20 protein-coding genes and 12 tRNA genes are annotated in these 20403 nt (G+C 36.2%); 4 read left to right on the forward strand and 28 right to left on the reverse strand.

What is annotated here, in order from left to right; all coding sequences use genetic code 11:
• Nucleotides 1-7: 7 nt before the first annotated feature.
• Both nrdE and nrdH read right to left on the reverse strand, forming a co-directional pair.
• On the reverse strand, nucleotides 8-2179 hold the full coding sequence (nrdE, locus tag ACSKY2_RS04145; RefSeq protein ID WP_489876881.1) for a class 1b ribonucleoside-diphosphate reductase subunit alpha: 2172 nt from the start codon (nucleotides 2177-2179) through the stop codon (nucleotides 8-10).
• 84 nt (nucleotides 2180-2263) lie between these two features.
• Nucleotides 2264-2500, reverse strand: coding sequence for a glutaredoxin-like protein NrdH (gene nrdH / locus ACSKY2_RS04150; RefSeq protein WP_491737208.1), 237 nt, complete (start codon nucleotides 2498-2500; stop codon nucleotides 2264-2266).
• 256 nt (nucleotides 2501-2756) lie between these two features.
• Between nrdH and ACSKY2_RS04155 the strand changes: the two genes are divergently transcribed.
• The 3 genes from ACSKY2_RS04155 to ACSKY2_RS04165 all read left to right on the forward strand — a co-directional run bounded on the left by ACSKY2_RS04155 (nucleotide 2757) and on the right by ACSKY2_RS04165 (nucleotide 4177).
• Nucleotides 2757-3218, forward strand: coding sequence for a class Ib ribonucleoside-diphosphate reductase assembly flavoprotein NrdI (locus ACSKY2_RS04155; protein WP_489876883.1), 462 nt, complete (start codon nucleotides 2757-2759; stop codon nucleotides 3216-3218).
• Between the two features lie 152 nt (nucleotides 3219-3370).
• Nucleotides 3371-3889: a hypothetical protein gene (locus ACSKY2_RS04160; protein ID WP_489876884.1), complete on the forward strand. Its 519-nt coding sequence runs from the start codon at nucleotides 3371-3373 to the stop codon at nucleotides 3887-3889.
• Between the two features lie 27 nt (nucleotides 3890-3916).
• The gene (locus ACSKY2_RS04165; RefSeq protein ID WP_489876885.1) at nucleotides 3917-4177 is read left to right on the forward strand and encodes a hypothetical protein; all 261 of its coding nucleotides are present in this window, start codon (nucleotides 3917-3919) and stop codon (nucleotides 4175-4177) included.
• Between the two features lie 102 nt (nucleotides 4178-4279).
• On the opposite strand, the gene ACSKY2_RS04170 is transcribed toward ACSKY2_RS04165, so the two are convergent.
• From ACSKY2_RS04170 to ACSKY2_RS04230, 13 genes are all read right to left on the reverse strand, one after another.
• The gene (locus ACSKY2_RS04170; RefSeq protein ID WP_489876886.1) at nucleotides 4280-4939 is read right to left on the reverse strand and encodes a LysM peptidoglycan-binding domain-containing protein; all 660 of its coding nucleotides are present in this window, start codon (nucleotides 4937-4939) and stop codon (nucleotides 4280-4282) included.
• A 503-nt stretch (nucleotides 4940-5442) separates the two neighbouring features.
• Entirely contained in the window at nucleotides 5443-5787 is a 345-nt protein-coding gene (locus tag ACSKY2_RS04175) for a cysteine desulfurase (protein WP_489876887.1), read from the reverse strand.
• Nucleotides 5788-5812: 25 nt separating this feature from the next.
• Complete coding sequence (locus ACSKY2_RS04180; protein WP_489876888.1) at nucleotides 5813-6508, reverse strand: 5'-methylthioadenosine/adenosylhomocysteine nucleosidase; 696 nt, start codon at nucleotides 6506-6508, stop codon at nucleotides 5813-5815.
• A gap of 29 nt (nucleotides 6509-6537) precedes the next feature.
• Nucleotides 6538-6831 (reverse strand): hypothetical protein, encoded by a 294-nt coding sequence (locus tag ACSKY2_RS04185; RefSeq protein WP_489876889.1) that lies wholly within the window; start codon nucleotides 6829-6831, stop codon nucleotides 6538-6540.
• A gap of 11 nt (nucleotides 6832-6842) precedes the next feature.
• Nucleotides 6843-7406: an NUDIX hydrolase gene (locus ACSKY2_RS04190; protein ID WP_489876890.1), complete on the reverse strand. Its 564-nt coding sequence runs from the start codon at nucleotides 7404-7406 to the stop codon at nucleotides 6843-6845.
• A 16-nt stretch (nucleotides 7407-7422) separates the two neighbouring features.
• Nucleotides 7423-7632 carry a cold-shock protein gene (locus ACSKY2_RS04195; protein ID WP_489840965.1) on the reverse strand — a complete coding sequence of 70 codons (210 nt, stop codon included), beginning with the start codon at nucleotides 7630-7632 and terminating at the stop codon, nucleotides 7423-7425.
• Between the two features lie 17 nt (nucleotides 7633-7649).
• A complete protein-coding gene (locus ACSKY2_RS04200; protein WP_489840964.1) occupies nucleotides 7650-8021 on the reverse strand; it encodes a DUF3397 family protein in 372 nt (123 codons plus the stop codon).
• Nucleotides 8022-8387: 366 nt separating this feature from the next.
• Nucleotides 8388-9509, reverse strand: coding sequence for an ATP-grasp domain-containing protein (locus ACSKY2_RS04205; protein WP_489840963.1), 1122 nt, complete (start codon nucleotides 9507-9509; stop codon nucleotides 8388-8390).
• A gap of 26 nt (nucleotides 9510-9535) precedes the next feature.
• Complete coding sequence (locus tag ACSKY2_RS04210; RefSeq protein WP_489876891.1) at nucleotides 9536-10111, reverse strand: glycoside hydrolase family 73 protein; 576 nt, start codon at nucleotides 10109-10111, stop codon at nucleotides 9536-9538.
• Nucleotides 10112-10216: 105 nt separating this feature from the next.
• Entirely contained in the window at nucleotides 10217-11974 is a 1758-nt protein-coding gene (gene cydC, locus ACSKY2_RS04215; protein WP_489876892.1) for a thiol reductant ABC exporter subunit CydC, read from the reverse strand.
• Complete coding sequence (gene cydD, locus ACSKY2_RS04220; RefSeq protein ID WP_489876893.1) at nucleotides 11967-13700, reverse strand: thiol reductant ABC exporter subunit CydD; 1734 nt, start codon at nucleotides 13698-13700, stop codon at nucleotides 11967-11969. The genes cydC and cydD overlap by 8 nt, the downstream gene beginning before the upstream one ends.
• 106 nt (nucleotides 13701-13806) lie before the next feature.
• On the reverse strand, nucleotides 13807-14820 hold the full coding sequence (cydB, locus tag ACSKY2_RS04225) for a cytochrome d ubiquinol oxidase subunit II (protein ID WP_489876894.1): 1014 nt from the start codon (nucleotides 14818-14820) through the stop codon (nucleotides 13807-13809).
• A gap of 3 nt (nucleotides 14821-14823) precedes the next feature.
• Nucleotides 14824-16296 carry a cytochrome ubiquinol oxidase subunit I gene (locus ACSKY2_RS04230; RefSeq protein WP_489876895.1) on the reverse strand — a complete coding sequence of 491 codons (1473 nt, stop codon included), beginning with the start codon at nucleotides 16294-16296 and terminating at the stop codon, nucleotides 14824-14826.
• Between the two features lie 275 nt (nucleotides 16297-16571).
• Between ACSKY2_RS04230 and ACSKY2_RS04235 the strand changes: the two genes are divergently transcribed.
• The gene (locus ACSKY2_RS04235; protein ID WP_489876896.1) at nucleotides 16572-17504 is read left to right on the forward strand and encodes an NAD(P)-dependent oxidoreductase; all 933 of its coding nucleotides are present in this window, start codon (nucleotides 16572-16574) and stop codon (nucleotides 17502-17504) included.
• A 39-nt stretch (nucleotides 17505-17543) separates the two neighbouring features.
• Here the strand turns inward: ACSKY2_RS04235 and ACSKY2_RS04240 are convergent, their stop codons facing one another.
• From ACSKY2_RS04240 to ACSKY2_RS04300, 13 genes are all read right to left on the reverse strand, one after another.
• Entirely contained in the window at nucleotides 17544-18386 is an 843-nt protein-coding gene (locus ACSKY2_RS04240; protein ID WP_489876897.1) for a helix-turn-helix domain-containing protein, read from the reverse strand.
• Between the two features lie 842 nt (nucleotides 18387-19228).
• Nucleotides 19229-19316, reverse strand: a tRNA-Ser gene (locus tag ACSKY2_RS04245).
• 26 nt (nucleotides 19317-19342) lie between these two features.
• Nucleotides 19343-19416: transfer RNA gene (locus ACSKY2_RS04250), tRNA-Ile, on the reverse strand.
• Nucleotides 19417-19426: 10 nt separating this feature from the next.
• Nucleotides 19427-19498, reverse strand: a tRNA-Gly gene (locus ACSKY2_RS04255).
• Nucleotides 19499-19523: 25 nt separating this feature from the next.
• Nucleotides 19524-19596 (reverse strand) — tRNA-Phe (locus ACSKY2_RS04260).
• An 11-nt stretch (nucleotides 19597-19607) separates the two neighbouring features.
• Nucleotides 19608-19681 (reverse strand) — tRNA-Asp (locus ACSKY2_RS04265).
• A gap of 30 nt (nucleotides 19682-19711) precedes the next feature.
• Nucleotides 19712-19785, reverse strand: a tRNA-Met gene (locus tag ACSKY2_RS04270).
• Nucleotides 19786-19818: 33 nt separating this feature from the next.
• Nucleotides 19819-19908 (reverse strand) — tRNA-Ser (locus ACSKY2_RS04275).
• Between the two features lie 20 nt (nucleotides 19909-19928).
• Nucleotides 19929-20002: transfer RNA gene (locus tag ACSKY2_RS04280), tRNA-Ile, on the reverse strand.
• Nucleotides 20003-20018: 16 nt separating this feature from the next.
• Nucleotides 20019-20092: transfer RNA gene (locus ACSKY2_RS04285), tRNA-Met, on the reverse strand.
• A gap of 23 nt (nucleotides 20093-20115) precedes the next feature.
• Nucleotides 20116-20189 (reverse strand) — tRNA-Pro (locus ACSKY2_RS04290).
• 46 nt (nucleotides 20190-20235) lie between these two features.
• Nucleotides 20236-20309: transfer RNA gene (locus ACSKY2_RS04295), tRNA-Arg, on the reverse strand.
• A gap of 8 nt (nucleotides 20310-20317) precedes the next feature.
• Nucleotides 20318-20401 (reverse strand) — tRNA-Leu (locus ACSKY2_RS04300).
• Nucleotides 20402-20403 lie beyond the last annotated feature (2 nt).

Below are 20403 nucleotides of genomic sequence, written 5' to 3' on the forward strand. Positions count from 1 at the left end.
CAATTATTTAAATTGAACAACTCTCACATTCGTTGACGCCGAATTCTTCCATATCATCCGTATATGTACGTATGTAATAGATTGATTTGATGCCTTTACGATGCGCATATAATCTCAGAATATTTAAATCACGAGTCGTCATTTTTTCAGTATGATTGTCTTTCCAATCATATAATCCTGCTGGAATCGTTGAACGCATGAACAAAGTCAGTGCCATTCCCTGGTCAATATGCTGTTGTGCGGTTGCATACACATCAATTACTCGCCGCATATCCATATTATAAGCAGATTCATAATACGGTAACGTATCCGTTCCTAAGTATGGTGCTGGGTAATAAATTTTACCAATCTTCTTCTCTTGACGTTCTTCAACGCGATTAATAATTGGGTGCAATGAGGCTGTCGCATCATTAACGTAAGAAATTGATCCAGTAGGTGCAATTGCTAAGCGATAAGCGTTGTACAAACCGTATTTTTTAACAGATGCTGCCAAAGCTCGCCAATCTGCCTGTGATGGAAAATGATGTTGTGAGAAAATCTCTTGGACTTTTTCTGTTTTTGGTGACCAATCTGATTGAATATATTTCTCAAAATAAGAACCATTTGCATAATCAGATTTTTCAAATTCATAAAATGGTGTCTGTCGTTCTTTCGCAATTTTATTAGAAGCTACTAAACTGTAATAATTCAACATCAAGAAGTAGGCATTTGTAAAATCAAGTGCTTCTTCATCTCCATAATACATATGATTTTTAGCAAAAAAAGCGTGTAATCCCATCGCTCCTAAACCAATTGCATGGGTTTGACGATTACCCTGGCGAACAGAAGGAACAATGTCCAAATCCGTTTGATCAGAAACAAATGTTAAGGCACGAACCATTGCCTCAATGGATTTACCAAAATCTTTTGTTGCCATCATATTAACAATGTTCGTTGACCCCAAATTACAAGAAACATCTGTTCCTAGTTGATCGTATGTTTGTTCATTGTTAATAACAGATGCCTTTTGCACCTGTAGAATTTCAGAACACAAATTGGATGAAATAATCTTACCGGCTACCGGATTCGCTGCATTAACCGTATCAATATTAATAATATAAGGATAACCAGACTCTTGTTGTAGTTTAGAAATTTCAGTTTCTAATTCACGTGCACGGATTTTCTTTTTTCTAATCTGCTTATTTGCAACCATCGCATCATATTCGGCAGTTATGTCAACATAATTAAAAGGTTTACCATATACGCGTTCAACATCATATGGCGAAAATAAGAACATATCTGAATTATTTCTGATTAACTCATAAAACTTATCAGGTACTGTCAATCCAAGTGATAACGTTTTAACACGAATCTTCTCATCAGCGTTTTCTTTCTTTGTTGCCAAAAAGTTCATAACATCTGGATGGAAAACGGACAAGTAAGCAACACCCGCACCATTTCGTTGTCCCATCTGATTTGAATATGAAAATGAATCTTCCAATAATTTCATAACTGGCACAACACCGGAAGCAGCGTTAGCAATACCTTTGATTGGCGCTCCTGCTTCACGTAGATTTGATAAAACAATGCCGACACCACCACCAATTTTTGACAATTGCAGTGCTGAATTAATCACACGACCAATGGCATTCATATCATCCGTGGCTTGTAAAATAAAACATGACACAAGTTCTCCACGACGAGCACGGCCAGCATTTAGAAATGAAGGTGTTGCTGGTTGATAGCGTTGATGAATCATTTCGTCCGCTAAATCCATAGCTAACGTTTGATTGCCATTAGCATAAAACAAAACATTCATCACAATACGATCATTATAATTTTCAATATAATAATCACCTTCATTTGTTTTTAATGCATATTGTGCATAAAATTTATAGGCAGCCATAAATGATTTAAAATGAAAGTGCTGAGATGCCAAATAATCATACAATTCTTTAATAAAGGACATCGAATATTTATTGATCATTTTTTGATCAACGTAATCATGCTTGATTAAATAATCAAAACGATCTTCAATACTATCAAATTTTAATGTATTCGGTTCAACATTTTCTTTAATAAATGCTTGCAATGCTTCTGCGTCTTTTTGTAATTGAATACTGTTATCTTTTGGAATGTTTAATTGGTTATTTAAATCAAAATAAGTAACCTTATCCAAGTCCAGCGTTGCTAATGACATATAACTCCCCCATGTACCTAGTGTAAAGCGGAATCCCTTTGGTTGCACCGACACATAAGTATCTTAATATTTTAAGTGTAAAATTTACATTGCCTTGCTTAGCTTAGCAAGTAAATCTGGTCGGAATCCCTTAACCGGCTCCATATCTTCTGAAAAGACAACGGGTACCGATTGATAACCCCTTTCTTTCAAAAAGTTCAATGCTTCCTCATCGTTTTCAACATTTTTTTCTGAATAACTAATACCATATTGTGTCAATGTTTTCTTAGTCATCAAACATTGGATACAATTATTTTTCGTATATACTGTAACGTTCTGCATAATCTCACCTAAACTTTCTTTTTTAAAACCTAACGCTTTGTTAATATGAATTGAGTATAAACTACTGAACTAACAATTTGCAAGTCATTAAATTACTAAAAAAAAGGCTTGACACGGGGTTTGTAGCTCCACATAAGCCTTTGATGGAATTGTTACAAAAAGATTAAATAATAACTTTCCGTTACATCGTTCATTGCTAATTATTAAAATATTTTTTAGACTTAGTATTATGATAAAAAGTTTGGAGGAAAACCCTATGCCGATTCATCTGTTATACATTTCAATTTCAGGAAATACGCGTTCATTCATAGAAAAATTAGTCACATATGCTGAAAAGCAAGGTAATTCATCCTTTGTCCCGGTTGAAGTCTCTGATGCGACACCTGATATTATTGCAACCGAACCCTTCTTTGCATTTGTGCCAACTTATTTAGATGGTGGCAATGGTATTGATAATGGCGTTTTTGAAATTTTAACTGATGCTTTACGTGAACAACTTGAATTACCAGAAAATCAGCACCTTTTATTAGGTATTATTGGTTCAGGTAATAAAAATTTTAATGCACAATATATTTTAACTGCTCGTCGTTATGCTATCCAATTTCACGCCCCATTGATTGCTAATTATGAGCTACGTGGCACAGCATCTGATATAAAACGCATTTATAACACCTTGCAACAACGTCTAACAGAATTTCAGAAAGCAAAAACGATATAGTCAAGAGATAACATATCATGGTAGTAACTCATCCAAAATCACATAAAACTTCACTGACTAAAGAACGACGTCAAGAAACCTGGTAACAATTAACACCCGCACAACAGGCGGTTATCAAACAACATATCCGTTACCAACAAACGTCATTATTTATGAATTATGAATTAATTGGACACGGGCGTCACTGGTCATTATCTGGTTACCAGGAAAATCTAAATTATCATATGAAAAATGCACCACAGTTATACTGTGATTGTGGTCGTCGCTTAAAATATCAATATATTTTAATGAATGAATTAGGTGAAACAATCAAGTTGGGCATTACTCACTTTGCCGATCACCTTGGTATTTCTGAAAGCGTTGCTCGTCAACTACAATCAGCAATCCATCAATTGGACTTTGGCTTAGATGAATTGCTACAAAGAATTCGTCGTCATGCTGGCTTAAATGATGATATGCGTCGATGGTTCATTAATCACCAAAACGAATTTCAGGATTTGCCACCACAAACTGTAGCATTTATTACCCATCATTTACCACCAGAAAAAGCTGTCCAACAAACAATCATTCGTGCATACAAAAGAGCCAATTACGTCAAACGCCCTCGTATCCAGCAGAAAAAGCCAAAGCTTAATAAACAAGCCTGGCAGGAAATTTTTCGAGATATATAAAATCAATCGTTAGTTAAGGAGAGCCCTATGATTAAAATCTATACTGCACCAACAAGCAAACCGAAATATGCCGTATTAATTGATGATGAGCGTGGCCTTGTTTCTCAAGTATATCTTATACAAGCACCCATTTTATCTACTGAAATATCACAAACAAAATTTTCAAATATGCTTGATTTGCATACAAAACAAACACAACTGCTAGCAAACGAAAATTACTGGTTATGGCCCATTGATGAAAATACAAATCAATTTCCACCAATGGCAAAGCAGCACCAGAAAATTTAATACAACATACAAAAAAGCTATACTGATCTAACGCTGATATCAACGTTTGTTAGTATAGCTTTTAATGATGCGTCATGTAAAAATTGTCTATGACAACGTATTTTACCACCAACCGTTAGCAGCACGGAAAGAAATGGCATTTTCAACAGAACCATAACGTGAAACTGCATAACTTAACATACCTTGTGTTTGTGTTGCCACTGATCCGTAACCCCATGATTGGTTAGTTTGGCCTAATCCATGATATTGACCGTTTGAGGCATTAACATTACCACCTGACTCAGGCATAACCACTGAGTTCCACAAGGCAGCAGTACCACCAGCAGCAATAAATTGGTCATATGTCGAACCAGAAGCTGAACTAGTTGACGTCGTTGTTGTTTGTGTTGTTGCAGCGCTTGATACAGCTGCAGTAGTTTGCGTTGTTGCAGCACTTGACACTGGTGTTACCGTCGTTGCTTGACTTGCAACTGGTGCAACATAGGCTGTTGTTGTTTGTGTTGTTGCAGCACTTGATGCTGGCGTGCTTTGTGCTGAAGTTGCTTGATCATCCAATTCAAATTGTTCGCCGACAAAAATCAAATTAGCATTTGAAATTTTGTTAGCATTTAAAATGCGATCAACTGTGGTGTTATGATCTGCGGCGATTGATGATAGAGTGTCTCCTGATTTAACAGTGTATGTATCAGCTGATACATCAGTGGCCATTGCAGCAGTTGCAATACCAGCAACAGTTAATGCAGTAAGTACTTTCTTATTCATGTAAATAAATCTCCTTGATGTTTGCCTTATTGGCATATACTCTCATTCAATCCTCTGCAACACAGGCATATCTCTGTGTTGGGAATCGAACTCTTAACGACAAATATTAGTTTACCAAGTTCAGCGTTTAATTCGTTACAATGCTGCGACACTGCGTTACATCTGTATCACAAACTCACTTTTTATCAGAAATTTAATTGTAACATCTTCTTATTTCCCCTGATTGATGCCTGTTCTGTCACCTTTCTTAAAATAATAATTAACTGGTTAATGAATAATAACTTTTTCTTTAAAAGGCAACTTTTTTCTAAAATTCGCCTTTTTTATTAAAAAATTCTTTATTATTTACGATAATATGACAGTAGTAAAGTTAACTTTATTTAAACATTTTTACTTTTAACAATAAAAAACAGCTTGTTACACTGAAGTACCCCATAGTTGTTAGTCAAACAATCTAACAATTATGGGGTATTTTAATCTGTATCAACCTATTTCTATTTAATTTATTTCAATTTACTAATGATTTCTCGATTGACTAATTCGTCTAAATAAAAACGATATAAGGTCACAAGTTCGTCATTGTTATCATGCTTAAAAATATTAATCGTCGCATTGCCACTCGGATTAATAGTCTTTATCTTGATACCTGACAATTGCTTATTAACAACAACTTTCAGTTTAATAGCGTCATCAAGTCCTTTGTCTGGTTCCAATGAACGTTTCATGACATATGCCCCAGCATTATTTTTAACAAAACCGGTATCACCTAAAGCATATTGTTTTAATTCTGGATTAAACTGATAAACAACATTATCGCCAACTACTTTTACAGTCGTTTCAAATGCCACTATTTTTCTCCTTTCTACCTAACCATTAAACTTGTGCATTAAAGAAATTAATTAGCACTTGCGCAGATTGTTTACCTGCTTCAATAATAAATTCATCAAAAGTCACACCCGCTTCACCATTGGCGTTATCCGATATTGCTCTAACAACTGCAAAAGGAATATCAAAATAACTTGCAACTTGCGCAATGGCAGCACCTTCCATTTCAGCAGACTGAGCCTCTTTAAAGTGGCTCAAAATAACTTGCTTTTGCTCATCACTAGCAATAAATGAGTCACTCGTGACGATTAGGCCAGTTACCAAATGTGCCGCTGTCACTGTTTCATAAGCTTTTGCTAGTTCTCTGGATAGTTCAACACTTGTTTTAAAACGAGCTGGTTGTTGTGGTACCTGACCATATTCGTAACCAAACGCACGTGCATCTGCATCTGCATAAGCTAGTTCATTTGCGATGACAACGTCACCGATTCGTAAATCTTTGCCTAATGCACCAGCAGAGCCTGAATTAATAACCGCATCAACACCAAAATTTGTAATCAATAAGGTCGTTGTTAAAGCTGCGGCAACTTTGCCGATTCCCGACTCAACAACGACAACATCTACCTGTCCAATTTTGCCATGATGAAATAACTTACCCGCAATCGTTGTTTTCTTTTCATCGACCATTGCAGCTACTAAAGCTGCTTTTTCTTCTGCCATTGCATTTATAACGCCATATCTCATTTTATATATACTCCTTAATTAAAAATTCACTATAAAAAGAATAGCACGAGATAAGTCAACACGATTAGCATAACTAACCCAAAAATGAATAAATTTAACCGATGTTTTAGTCGCGTTGTCTTACCATTCTGAGTTAATTTCCGTGTTTGAGGATCTAATTCATATCGACCATGTCGTGTTAGACGATGTTCTTCACGTGTGAGCAATTCTGGTTCACTATTGGTTGGCGTAACTACTTGGCTACTCTGCTCCTCAGTTGGATCAATAACTTGTTTTGATCGCCGTTGTCGATTGCTTTGCCGTGATTTTTTTTTAATTACCATTTTTTTACCTATCACTGTAGAGTACGCCAGTAAAGATATGCCATATTTGTTTTAGCATCTTCTAATTGACCACTCTCAAATAGTGCCGTTGCTTCTTGATAACTAACATATATTAGCCGAATTTGTTCATCATCATCTTGTGGTAATTTGTTATCAACTGGCGCTAAATCAGTTGCTAAATACAAAGTCATATATTCATTTGAAAAGCCTACAGATGAGTAAAAACTCGTAATCTTACTAACTGTGCCAGCTTGCAATCTTGTTTCTTCATTTAATTCACGATTAACTGCATCCATTGGTTGTTGATCACGATCATCTATTTTACCAGCTGGCACCTCCAAAGTTATTTTTTTAACAGGGGCACGCCATTGCTGTTCTAAAATCATTTTATGATCAGTCGTCAATGCAAGAATTGCAATCGCATCTGCATGATAGACAATATCTCGTTTTGATTGCCGACCATCTGGAAGTGCAACAATTTGCTCAGTTGCTCGAATAATATGCCCATGATATTGTTCGGTCTCACTTAAAACTGTTTCTTTAAATTTTTCGGTATCTGTTGATAAATCTATCATGACGTCCCTCCAATTTTTAATCTAATACCTCAACTGCTGCAGCCTGTGGTCCGCGAACACCCTGTACGACCACCAGTTTTACTTCTTGACCAACAATTAAATCGCGAACACGTGGTGTTTGAATAGCCGAAAAATGAACAAAAACATCGTCTTCATCTTTTAATTCAATAAAACCAAATCCCTTATCAGCTTGCCAAGTTTTAACATAACCACTAATTTTTTCCATGAATTTACTCCTTATTATCAAGCACGAGTCATAAAATAGGCATAGATGACAATGCCAACTAAAAACACATAACTAGCGAGTGTACTAATTCGCCACCAAATTAACCAAAAACGGCGAGTCACAAAGTTTTCCCGCACAAACCCTTGATACAAGGCTAGAGCAATACCCCAAACAACAAACATTAATAATAATGGTGTTAGCATGGTGACATGCCATATTTCAAATGTTGTTGCAGCAATACTCCACCAAGCAACAAAAACTGCAATGTCCGTTACTTTTAAGCTTTTAGGCCAACGATCTTTTAAGAAAACTTGTTTAATGATCCAGAGTATAATAAGTACAATCAACGCGATAAACACGGTTACTGGCCAATTAAATAATGTCAGCATGCCTGCCTCCTTTAATTCATCAATCTATTTATTATACCTTTATTTAATCACTCTGTGGTACGTTATCCAATTTTTTTGATACAATAGACTAAATGGAAAATCAGAGGTATTAGAATGCAAAAAAATAAAAAAAAGTCAACCATGCAAAAAGTAATTCAAGGATTTGTGATCTTTATGCTCATTCTATCATTTGCCAGTGTTTTTATTACTTTATTGCAAATCTCTTTTTAATCGCCAAGAACCATAAAAAGGACATTAGTGTCATACGAGGTGTTCCCTAAAAGTTAAAGTGAAAATTTAACTTTCGGAGAACGTCTCATGACTAATGTCCTTTTTAATATGCAAAAGATTATACAATCAATGTTACTATTCGTTAAGCTGCCAAACACCAGCAACATGTAATTGATTTAATAACTGCTCAGAACTTGCACCAACAGCCAATACATGTCCTGTCTGTGGTAGCAGCGTTGGTGCTTGATATGCTGCAATTTGCCAATAAGGTTGAATTTGCCAGTGCCTATATAACCGAGCCTCCTCTTGTTTCGTAACAGGTAAGTAAACGGCTGACTGTTCAAAAACAACTTCAGGTAACTTTTGACCAGTAATTGCCCGTAAATGTTGTCCTGTGACACTAATATTGGCCACAGCATCATATAATACTGTTGTCTTAGATAAGCCAGGGATAACGTTTCGTAGGTACAACGTGCCATTCCCAGTCAATAGAAAGGTAACGTCATAAGCACCAACATAATTTAAGGCTTCTCCTAACTTCCTTGTAACCTTAGTAATTTCTTGGACGATCTCATCTGACACATTACCAGTAATCCAAGCACTTGTTAGTCCTGTTTTTAACGGTGCCACTTTTCTTAAAGGATATAGCATCGTTTCATCATGCATCCCTCTTACAGCAGTCATCACAAATGATTGCGTATTTTCAAGCCAAGGTTCAACTAATAACGTACTGCCATCAATCAAAGGTGCGACTAAGCCTAAGTCCCAGTCACCTCGCAAAATGACTTGATCATCGATATGTTTGTGTTTAAACACTGGTTTAACAATGATGGGGTAACCTAATTCTGTCCCTGCTTGAGCAATTTCATCTAACGAACTGCCAGTCACATATGGCAAAATATTCAAAGATTCATTTTCATAAAATGCCTTTGCAACAGCATGATCGTCTGTTATATCTAATATCGACGTGCCTTGCGGAATAATTTGATTAGCCAATTCATCTGTAATCTGCGTTGGCAACCAAGCCGAAGTATAGGTAATCATATCCGACAATGCCGCAAAGCTTTCTATTTCATCATTATTATCTGCTTTACCAATAAAGCGATAATCAGCATCCTTAAAAACAACTGCGTCAGCATGGCTGCTAAAGGCAGCGACCTGATACCCCATATTATGCGCCGCTTGTGCTAAATAGCGACTGGTAATACCTTCACCAATAATACCAATTGTTGCACCTGGTAAAATTTCATTATTCATTTTATCTCACCCTTTTTAATCCGTCTCTATTTATTATCATACTGATTCAAATGATAAGTTTCAATCATCTGGATTATTTTTTCAGCATAAACTGGATCCGTTGCATAACCACCCGTTACTAACGCATTAGCCGCGGTTTTATAATCGGTTGCTTGAATAACTGCCGCATACCGTTGTGGATTATCACTCGTTCCACTTGCTAATAATTTTGCATGTGCCGCCATTGATTCTTGCCAACTATCATATACTCGAAATGACGCATTAACAGTTACCCATTGATTATTTTCAAATTCTTTTGTAGCTAATGTGACACTTGGTTGATCAGCTGTGGCTTTGACTCCAAAAAAATTATTATATTTAGCAGATAATTCTGATTGACCCCAATTAGATTCTAAAGCAGCTTGAGCAATACTAATGGATGGTAAAACACCGTATTGCTTTTGAAGTTGTTGCGCTTCAGGAGCAATTTTTTTTATAAATAATTCATGTGATACCGGCACTTTCGACACCTCACTAGTTGGTTTTTCCTTTTTTACTTGTTGAAAATGTAAATCTGTTTGCCAAAAGCCAAATCCCAACACAATGATCACACAAACTAACAAACGGCCTCGGTTTAGTTGCCCCTTTTCAACAAAAAAAGATTGTATAATATTTTTTCTCTTCTTTTTTGTCCGTCGTTTCTTTGGTCTAGCCAGAAAATCACCTTCTTAAATATCTGTTAGTTGACCATGATCCATTAGCAATAACTTTCTAAACCTTGGTTCTGTTGCCATCAAATATTGCGGCATGCCCTGCATTGTAATTTCTTTATCTTCAATAAAAATAACTTCATCAACAAATTCAATACCCGTTAAATGATGAGTCACCCATATAATCGTTCGATCTGCTAATGTATCAAAAATCATTTGCAAGACATGCAATTCAGTAATTGGATCCAATGCAACTGTTGGTTCATCAAGAATAACAATTGGTGTATCTTGCAGTAACACACGGGCTAAAGCAAAACGTTGTTGTTCACCACCAGAAAAACGACTACCCATTTCAGTCATAGGCGTATCTAATCCTTCAGGTAAACTTCCCACTAAATCTGCTAAGTCAACCTGTTTCAAAACTTGCCACAATGCTTCGTCTGTCGCATGCAAATTACCCAATCTCAAATTATTAGCAACAGAACTTGCAAAGATATAAGGTTGTTGATCTAACACAGCAATGATAGACGAACGTTGCTGCTGCAATTGATCGATTGAGATATCATTAACTGTAATCGATCCACTATTCGGTTGTTCATCACCTAATAGTAACTTTAAAAAAGTGGTTTTGCCAGCACCAGATTGTCCTAAAATGGCCAACTTTTTACCATAACCGATTGTTAAATTCAAATTTGCCAACACAACAGTATCATTATACCCAAAGTTTACTTGATTAAACTTAATTTCTGGTTGTTCAATTCGTTGATCATTTTGTTCGATAACCTGTTGTTTCTCATGTTTAGATTCTATGTCCATTCGATTTAAGCGATGAATTGAATCTTGATAACGTGGCCACTCACCAATACCTGTACTAATAGAAGTTAGTGCATCTTCTGCTGGAAAAATAGCTAACACAAAGGCTGCAATCCAATTAACACCAAAACTATCATGTCCAAATTGTTTGGTTGCAAATATCAATAAGAGAATAGCTGTCAGTCCAATAATGACAGCCCCAAACATATCGCGCCACCAATTAAAATGTGATTGCTTCGATTTTATCTGATTAATCGCATCAAAATCATTTTGTTGACGTTCAAATAACTCATTTGTCCGTCCTGCTAAAATCCAATCTTGCAATCCCATTACAGAATCAGTTAAGTCCGTGTATAACTTTCCTTCTAATTGTTGTTGCTTAAAATCACGTGCACCATTCACCGCCAAAGTAATCATTGGTGCCAAAATTGTTGTCATCCCCAAGACAATTAAGATAGCTAAAGCAAACCCCCAATCAAACACACCAACACCAATTGCAATCAAAACATAGATAACCAAACCGATAACAGTTGGAAATAATGTACGTAAATAAAAATTTTCTATCTTAAATAAATCATTATCTAACACACCTAATACTTCACCTGTTTGTGATTTCGCATAAACAGATTTCGTACCAACTTCAACTAATTCATATAAGCGCTTGCGAAATGTTGAAACAATTTTCAACACCCAATTATGCGACACCAAGCGTTCAGCATAACGAAATGTTGGTCGTCCAATTCCGAAAGCTCTTGTTAAAACAATCGGAACATACACCATTAAAATATTCTCAGGTAACTGTGCAGATCTAGAAATTAAAAATCCCGAAGTAAACATCAACGCTGCCCCAGAAAAATTTGTCATAAATCCTAAAAATATAATTAATACTAATAACTTTTTATATGATTTTAAATATGGAAATACCCATGTATCTTTTTTTATTAACTCAAATAATTTATGCATTTTTGCCACCTCGCATTGCTGCCTGCAAAGCTACAAAGTAGCCATTATTAGCCATCAAATCCGATAGCGTTCCTTGTTCAACGATTTCACCTTCACGCATGACTAAAATCCAATCCATTTCAGTTAACCAATGTAAACGATGTGTTGCAAAAATCACTAAACGATCTTTAAATAACGGAATCATCGTTTCTTTTAAGCGAACTTCAGTTTCAATATCTAAATGTGCTGTTGGTTCATCTAACAATAGCACCCGACGATCTTGATCCAGTAAAACTCTCGCAATACCAATTCTTTGTGCTTGCCCACCCGATGTTTGCATAGCACCTTCACCAATTAAAGTATCTAAGCCCTTTGGCAGATTAGCGTACCAATCATTGAGGCCGACTGTTTGTAACGCCTGAATTAATACAGCATCTGTTTTATTTGGTGCATAGAAAGCCAAGTTATTACGTAAAGTATCATGAAAAATATAAGGACGTTGTGGTAAGACTTGTAATTGATTTTGCCAATCATTTTGTTGCAAGTGAGCTACTGACTGGTTATTTATTTCAATATCACCATTACCGACCAAAAAACCACCTAATAAATTCAAAAGTGTAGATTTACCTGAACCAGAAGTCCCAACGATGGCAATTCTTTGATGCCCTTTAAATGTTAAGTTGATATCCTTCAAAGCCTTTGTTTTTGCTTCAGGATATTGATAGTTAACATGCTTTAATTTTAACGTATCAGAAGGTTGCCATTGTTGTTGCTTACTATGATAGTCATTTGTATCACCAGCTGGTTGCTTATCTAACATTTCCATGATATCAGCAAAAGCATTTTTACCATTTAACGTTGCATGATAATCATTAGCAAAATTACGAATTGGTAAGAAATATTCTGGCGCCAATACCAAGATTGTCAAAGCTGGTAGTAATGGCATTGTCCCATTTAATAATCCTAATCCTAAAAAGAGCGCAACAATCGCAATTGATAATGTTGTAAAAAAATCTAATGCAAAAGTTGATAAAATCGCAATTTTCAAAGTACTCATGGTTGCTTTACGATGTTCTTCTGATACTTCATAAATATTATTGGCATATTGTTTTGCTAAACCAAGTTGTTTCAAAGTGGTCAATCCTCTTAAAGAATCTACAAAGTGGTTAGATAACCGATTGAATGTATCGTACTCTCGATCAGCCTTTGCTTGTGCAGCATATCCTAAAATTATCATAAACAAGACAATTACTGGATAAATCATAAAAAGAAAGATGGCTTGCTTCCAATCTATTGTCAATATATATGCCAAAATAACCCAAGGAATGATCATCATGTCAAATAATTTAACTAATACTAATGTGAAATAATCATGTACCTGATCAATTCCTTCAACTGCTAAAGTAACTGACTTTCCAGTTCCAAGTTGTGTAATTGTCTTGGGCCCTAATTTCGCATATTGTTGCGTTAATTTTCTTTGTAACATCGCCGTTGTCTTATCAGCAAACGGTGCTAAGACGTACTCCTTAAAAACACCCATTAATTGACGCAAGACGTACGCACCAATAAAAATGCAAACAATCCAAAAAACAGATTGTAATGGCTGATGTTGCCATAACTTTGTTAAGGCAACACTAAGCGCCCGTCCTTGACCAATAATTGCCAATGATTGAATAAATGTTAAAACACAAAGTAATCCTAACGTCGTCCTTGCTCCGGCAAATTTAAATAATCGTTTATCTAACATAAAATATTCCCTTCACCTTAAAAATAAATTGATATGTATAAAAAGGTTGGGACAAATATTGTTCCAACCTCTTCGAACCCGTTAACCTCTTACAGTTAATTTATGATTAATATGAAATCTTCTTAACATGAATGCGGTCGCGGAAAACGTAAAAGCTCCAAATTTGATAAGCCAATACAATTGGTAATGCTGTAAATGAAATAATCGTCATCCACTTCAACGTATATGGCGTTGAAGTTGCGTTCTTCAATAGAAGTGACATGCCAGCTTCATTACCAACTATCACACGTGGGAATAATCCTGTGAATAATAGTACGACAACAAGTACGATAACAAGTCCTAAAGCAATAAATGCCAAGGTATTCTGTTGTTTTAAAGTGACTGCCCATGCAATCAACGTTAAAATCACGATTGCAGCTAACATAGCAACTGTTATGATTGGCTTATTAGTAAAGAAATCAGTAAAGATAAATAATGTAATCGCAAAGGCCACCTCACCAACTAATAATACTGGATATAGTACCTTTAGTTGGTTTTGTATACGCACATGTAGTGAACCATCCGTAATCTTTAGACGAGCATAATTCAAACCATGAACATAAGACAACAACGCCATTGCAACACCACCAACAATTGAGAAAATATTGAAATAATCCCAGAAATTTGCTGACATGTCTCCATGGGCATTTAATGGCATGCCTTGTACAACATCTGTAAATAATAAACCAAACAAGAAAGGCACTACCATTGATGTAATTGCTGAAATCGTCGTCCATAAATTACGATACTTAGCAGTTTGCATCTGACCGCGGAACTCGAATGACACACCACGGTAAATTAAACCAATTAGGATTGCAAACAAGATCAAGTAGAAACCAGAAAATAGTGAGGCATACCAGAACGGCATCGCTGCAAACATCGCACCACCAGCCGTAATCAACCATACTTCGTTGCCATCCCAATGAGGACCGATTGATTGAATGAGTGCGTCTTCTTCTGCTTCATTTTTAGCCAATGTCTTTAATGACATACCAATACCAAAGTCAAATCCTTCTAAAAAGAAGAAACCAGCAAACAAAATCGCAATCAGAACAAACCATAAAATTTGATATCCCGTCATTGTTTAGGCCTCCTTTCCAGCTTCAAACGCTTCTGCTGAGAATGGGTCAACATTTTCTTCAGTAGCCACCTCATCAACTGATTCTGGTCCTGCAATCATGACACGACGAGACAACATAATCATAATCAAGCCTAATATTGTAAATGTTAAGAAATACAGAATATTAGACGTCAATAATGATGCAACCGAAACATTAGGTGATACGGCATCAGCCATAGTCAAGACACCATAAACAACCCACGGCGCACGACCTAGTTCCGTTATTAACCAACCTGACGTGATGGCAACATATGGCAAGTATGTTGAAAGTCCAAATATCCAAAGAACCCACTTGTACTTTGATATATCAATCTTCGACTTCTTACGCACGGCCCACAAAACAATTAACGCTAGCAAACCAAATGCACCTGCTGAAACTGCCATAATACGGAAACTATAGTAAATCGTATTATTTGGCAAGTAATAATTCATATCATGACCAAATTTTAGATCATACTTCTCATGCATTTCTTTATTTAGTTCATTCCAACCTTTGCTACCACCAGTTAATGAGTGATGAGCCAAAATCGATAACATGTAAGGCACATCCAATGACCACTTGACATCGTGAGTCTTTGGATCAGTGTAAGCAATCACAGACCAAGGTGCTTGCTTTGTATCACTACCAACATTCTCAGCAATACCTTCTGACGCTGCGAATTTCATTGGTTGATCATCTTGTAAGTACAATGAGTGACGATCACCAGTATATGCCATACCAGCAGTTCCAATCAGTGCAACAATAGCCGCAATCTTGACAGATTTTTTAAAGAAATCTAGTTCATGATGAGGTCGACGTAACAATGACCAAGCAGAAACGCCAATGATCGCAAACGACCCCGCTAGGAACGTTGCGAAAAGAACGTGCGGGAATTCCAACCATAATTGATGATTTTTCAACAAAGCTGGAAAATCAACTAACACTGCACGGTTGAATTTATGATCAACCTGAAATCCAACTGGATTTTGCATAAATGAGTTAGCAGCTAGAATCCAAAGAGCTGAAAAAGCAGAACCTAGAGTTGTTAACCAAATAAACAACAAATGTAATTTCTTATTAAATCGATCCCATCCAAAAGACCATAGACCTAAGAAAGTTGACTCTAAAAAGAATGCAACTAAAGCTTCAACTGCTAAAGCCGGTCCAAAGATATCACCAACATATCGTGAATATCTTGACCAATTCATACCAAATTGGAATTCTTGAATAATTCCTGTAACAACACCAACGGCAAAGCTGAGCATAAATATCTTACCCCAGAATTTCGCCATTCGTTTATATTGGTCATCTTTCTTAATAACGTACATCGTTTCCATTAATGCAACAATAATACCTAATCCAATTGATAACGGTACGAAGAAAAAATGAAAAATCGTTGTCATAGCGAATTGGAATCTTGCGAGGTTCAAAATAGAAAGACCTGCTACCAAGTTCATAAAACTAACCTCCTACTCAACAAATAATTTTCTAAGCGCTCTAAGTGCCCATATAAACTTTATTGTACATATTTTTTTTGTGTTTTACCACTTAATTCGTCGTTTTTTTGTATATTTTTTTGCAAAATTATTGATTATTTGTGAATATTTTCATTATTGTTACAAACGACATTTTTCTTTAACATAAGTCATCATGAAATCGCTTACATTTATATAGACGTTTGCTATTATTTCGCTTAGAATTAGGTTAAATCAACTTATTTGGAGGAATTATCATGTCAACAAAATTACTAGCCTTATTTCCGTTAAGTAATGACCAAATTGACATACTAAAACAATATGATGTCGCTGTCATCAAACCAGAAGAACTGCTTGATTCAGATTATGCAAAAATACAAATTGTTTACGGTTGGAAAGAAGATATCGTTAATCAAATTATGGATACTCCTAATCATCAACTAAAATGGGTTCAAGCCTATTCTGCCGGTGTTGATTACATGCCTTTAGAAAAATTATCCAAAAACAGTATCATTTTAACAAATGCTAGTGGACAAAGGGCTACTCCTATTGCTGAAACTGTTTTGAGCTATATCTTCCACTTTGCACGTGGTCTTAATGTCTATCAAACAAGACATACTTGGCAACCATTTGAAAATCAGTTTACTCTGAAAGAATTACCTGTTGTCATCTTTGGTACTGGTCATATTGGTCAACAAATTGCGACATATTTACATGCTTTTGGTACAACAGTTTACGGTGTCAATACAAGTGGTCGGTCAGTGCCAAATTTTGATAAAACTTTTGCACTGAATCATTTGGAAAAACTGCCCACAGACATTGAAATTGTTATAGATGCTTTACCAGGTACACCAGAAACGAATTTTTTCTTTAATGATGAACATTTATCACTATTTGAACATTTATTTTTGTTTGTCAATATTGGTCGTGGCACAACGGTTGATCAATCATCACTCCTCAGTAAGTTAAATGATGGTCACATCTTACACGCTGCATTAGACGTTACCACACCGGAACCAATTCCGGAAGATTCTAATTTATGGCATCAAGACAATTTGTTATTAACACAACATACTTCTTGGGCTGGTAAATCAGTTGATTTGTTTGAGGTATTTATGAAAAATCTACCTGATTTTATTAATCATAAATCATTAACTAATAACCTTGTTGACTATACACGTGGCTATTAACCTATATAAAAGCACCTAGCGATATCGCTAGGTGCTTTCTTAATGCTTTTCCAAATATTGTTTCACATCATCTTGTAAATGAATATCCTTGGAAAATTCAGCCGCGGCATAAATTAGCATTTGAGCTTCTTGCTTTTCTTTTAACAATGATAATTTTTCACAACACTGTACACGCAATTTTTGGAATTTGATAATTTGATGGAAATGTTCATTTATTGGTAACATGTCTAGCGCTTTTGTAATCCGTTCTTTTGCCTTTTCTGGATTATTAACCGCAAGATATAACTCACTTTGATGATAATACGTGTGGGCAATAACTTTACCTAACTCGGCTTGCATTGACGGTCGATAACCTTTGATAAGTCCACAGGCTCGCTCATAATATTCAGAGGCGTAAACATATTCCCCTTGTTTAGCCCAAGCTGCTCCCATTTCTGTATATATCTCAATCATTAGCTCCATCTGATGTTTTTCAGCATCACCTAAAGCAATCTGCAATAATTGCATCGCAACGGTGACTTGATTATGCGATAACGCAATTTTTGCCCGTAACAGATTATATTCCGGCAATGCAAATATAGGCAAGCGTCGTAACAATGTTGAACTATCCAAGCGATTTGCTGCTTGCTCAATTTGACCAATATCAATAAAATAACGAATAACAGTTAACGGTGTGACTGTTAATTCGTTTATTTTAGCCACGTTTGATACCCGTAATTGTAACCGAGCACAAAGTTGCTGTAAAACAGTGATATTTGAAATTTCGTCAGTACGCTCTATTCGAGATAGTAGTGATTGATGGCATATGCCTTCTGCTACATCAGCCTGAGAAATTCCCAATTGTTCACGACGTCGTTTTAAACTACCTTTTAATAATTTCATTTATGTGATCTCCAGAACAAAAAATATAATAATAGCATAAATGTAAATTAAATAATAAACAAGTTATTTTATATGTTATTTTGTTGTCAATTATAGTTTAAATACATTTTTTATGATATTTTTCATAAAGCAATCAATACTACACCAGCATTCGTATAACTTTTTATTTTATCAAGTTTCACGTAGTTCCCTAAAATAATTAATTTTTACATTTTTCATTATGCAGATTTTGCAATCTTTTTTCTGATGTGCGTGGTGACTAAATTTAATAGTTAACAATCTATGATTAAATTCATTTGGGACATGAAAGCATTGACTTAATGGTTATAGCACAAACAAAATATGTCATTTATCTCCTGACTGATTGACTATTATTAATTACAGTGCCTTATTCATGATTAGCATTGTAAAAAAATATGCCAACAACAAATATCGTAGTAACAATAACTATTAATTAATCGCTTATTTTTATTTTTTTGAAAATAAAAAAGTTTATGAAATACAGCTAAATATTTTATATTTATTAAATGTATAGTACAGAACAAGGAGACATAGTCATCACAACATACATGCCCCGTAGAAACCTTTTTTGTCTTTCTATATAAATTCTCTTACCGAATAATAAAAGGTAGTCTAAAGTGTCTATCAATGGCATAGTTACACACTGAAAGTATTTAAAATTTACAAAAATTATCATAATAAATACTAGGTATAATTAATTGTGACTATAACAACTAATGTATATCGTATTAATGTATCATTAATTTAAAAATTTATTTTATAACAAAAAAGCAACCCTCCAAAGAAGAGTTGCTTTAATTACTAATTAAACGTATTAAGTACGGAGACAGAGGGATTCGAACCCTCGCGCCGGTTTCCCGACCTACACCCTTAGCAGGGGCGCCTCTTCAGCCTCTTGAGTATGTCCCCATGTCAAAAGCGAACTTTTAACAAAATGGGACTGAGAGGACTCGAACCTCCGACCTCACCCTTATCAGGGGTGCGCTCTAACCAGCTGAGCTACAGTCCCATACAACAAAAGCGGACGACGGGAATCGAACCCGCATTCCCAGCTTGGAAGGCTGGAGCACTAGCCATTGTACTACATCCGCATAACAACATTTATTCATGATGCAATGGCGCGGGGCGGAATCGAACCGTCGACACTACGAGCTTCAATCGTATGCTCTACCAACTGAGCTACCGCGCCAAAAAATAAAACGGTCACAACGGGATTCGAACCCGTGATCTTTCGCGTGACAGGCGAACGTCATAACCAACTAGACCATGCGACCAACAGACAAAATATACTTAATCTGATTTAATTGCGGGTGTAGGATTTGAACCTACGACCTTCGGGTTATGGGCCCGACGAGCTACCAGACTGCTCCAACCCGCGATAATAAATAATGGTTATCAATAATAGTAACGAAGGAGAATGTGGGATTCGAACCCACGCGCCGGTTTCCCGACCTGACGGTTTTCAAGACCGTTCCCTTCAGCCAGACTTGGGTAATTCTCCATAAATACCTAAGGCCTAAATGGACCTTGTTGGACTCGAACCAACGACCGGACGGTTATGAGCCGTCTGCTCTAACCAACTGAGCTAAAGGTCCAAGTTATTTTAGCCAATCGCGGCGGGGGGAATCGAACCCTCGACCTCCCGGGTATGAACCGGACGCTCTAGCCAGCTGAGCTACACCGCGAATCATAACACTTAGTGTCATAATCGGGACGACAGGATTCGAACCTGCGACCCCCTGGTCCCAAACCAGGTGCTCTACCAAACTGAGCTACGTCCCGAACATGCTAACAACTAGCAACAAAAAAAACAAACTTACGTTTGTAATGCACCTAGAAGGATTCGAACCTTCAACCTTCTGATTCGTAGTCAGACACTCTATCCAGTTGCGCTATAGGTGCAAATAATATGCCGGCTACCGGGATCGAACCGGTACGATGTCTCCATCGCAGGATTTTAAGTCCTGTGCGTCTGCCTATTCCGCCAAGCCGGCAA

The organism is Weissella sp. ESL1156 (assembly GCF_058505625.1).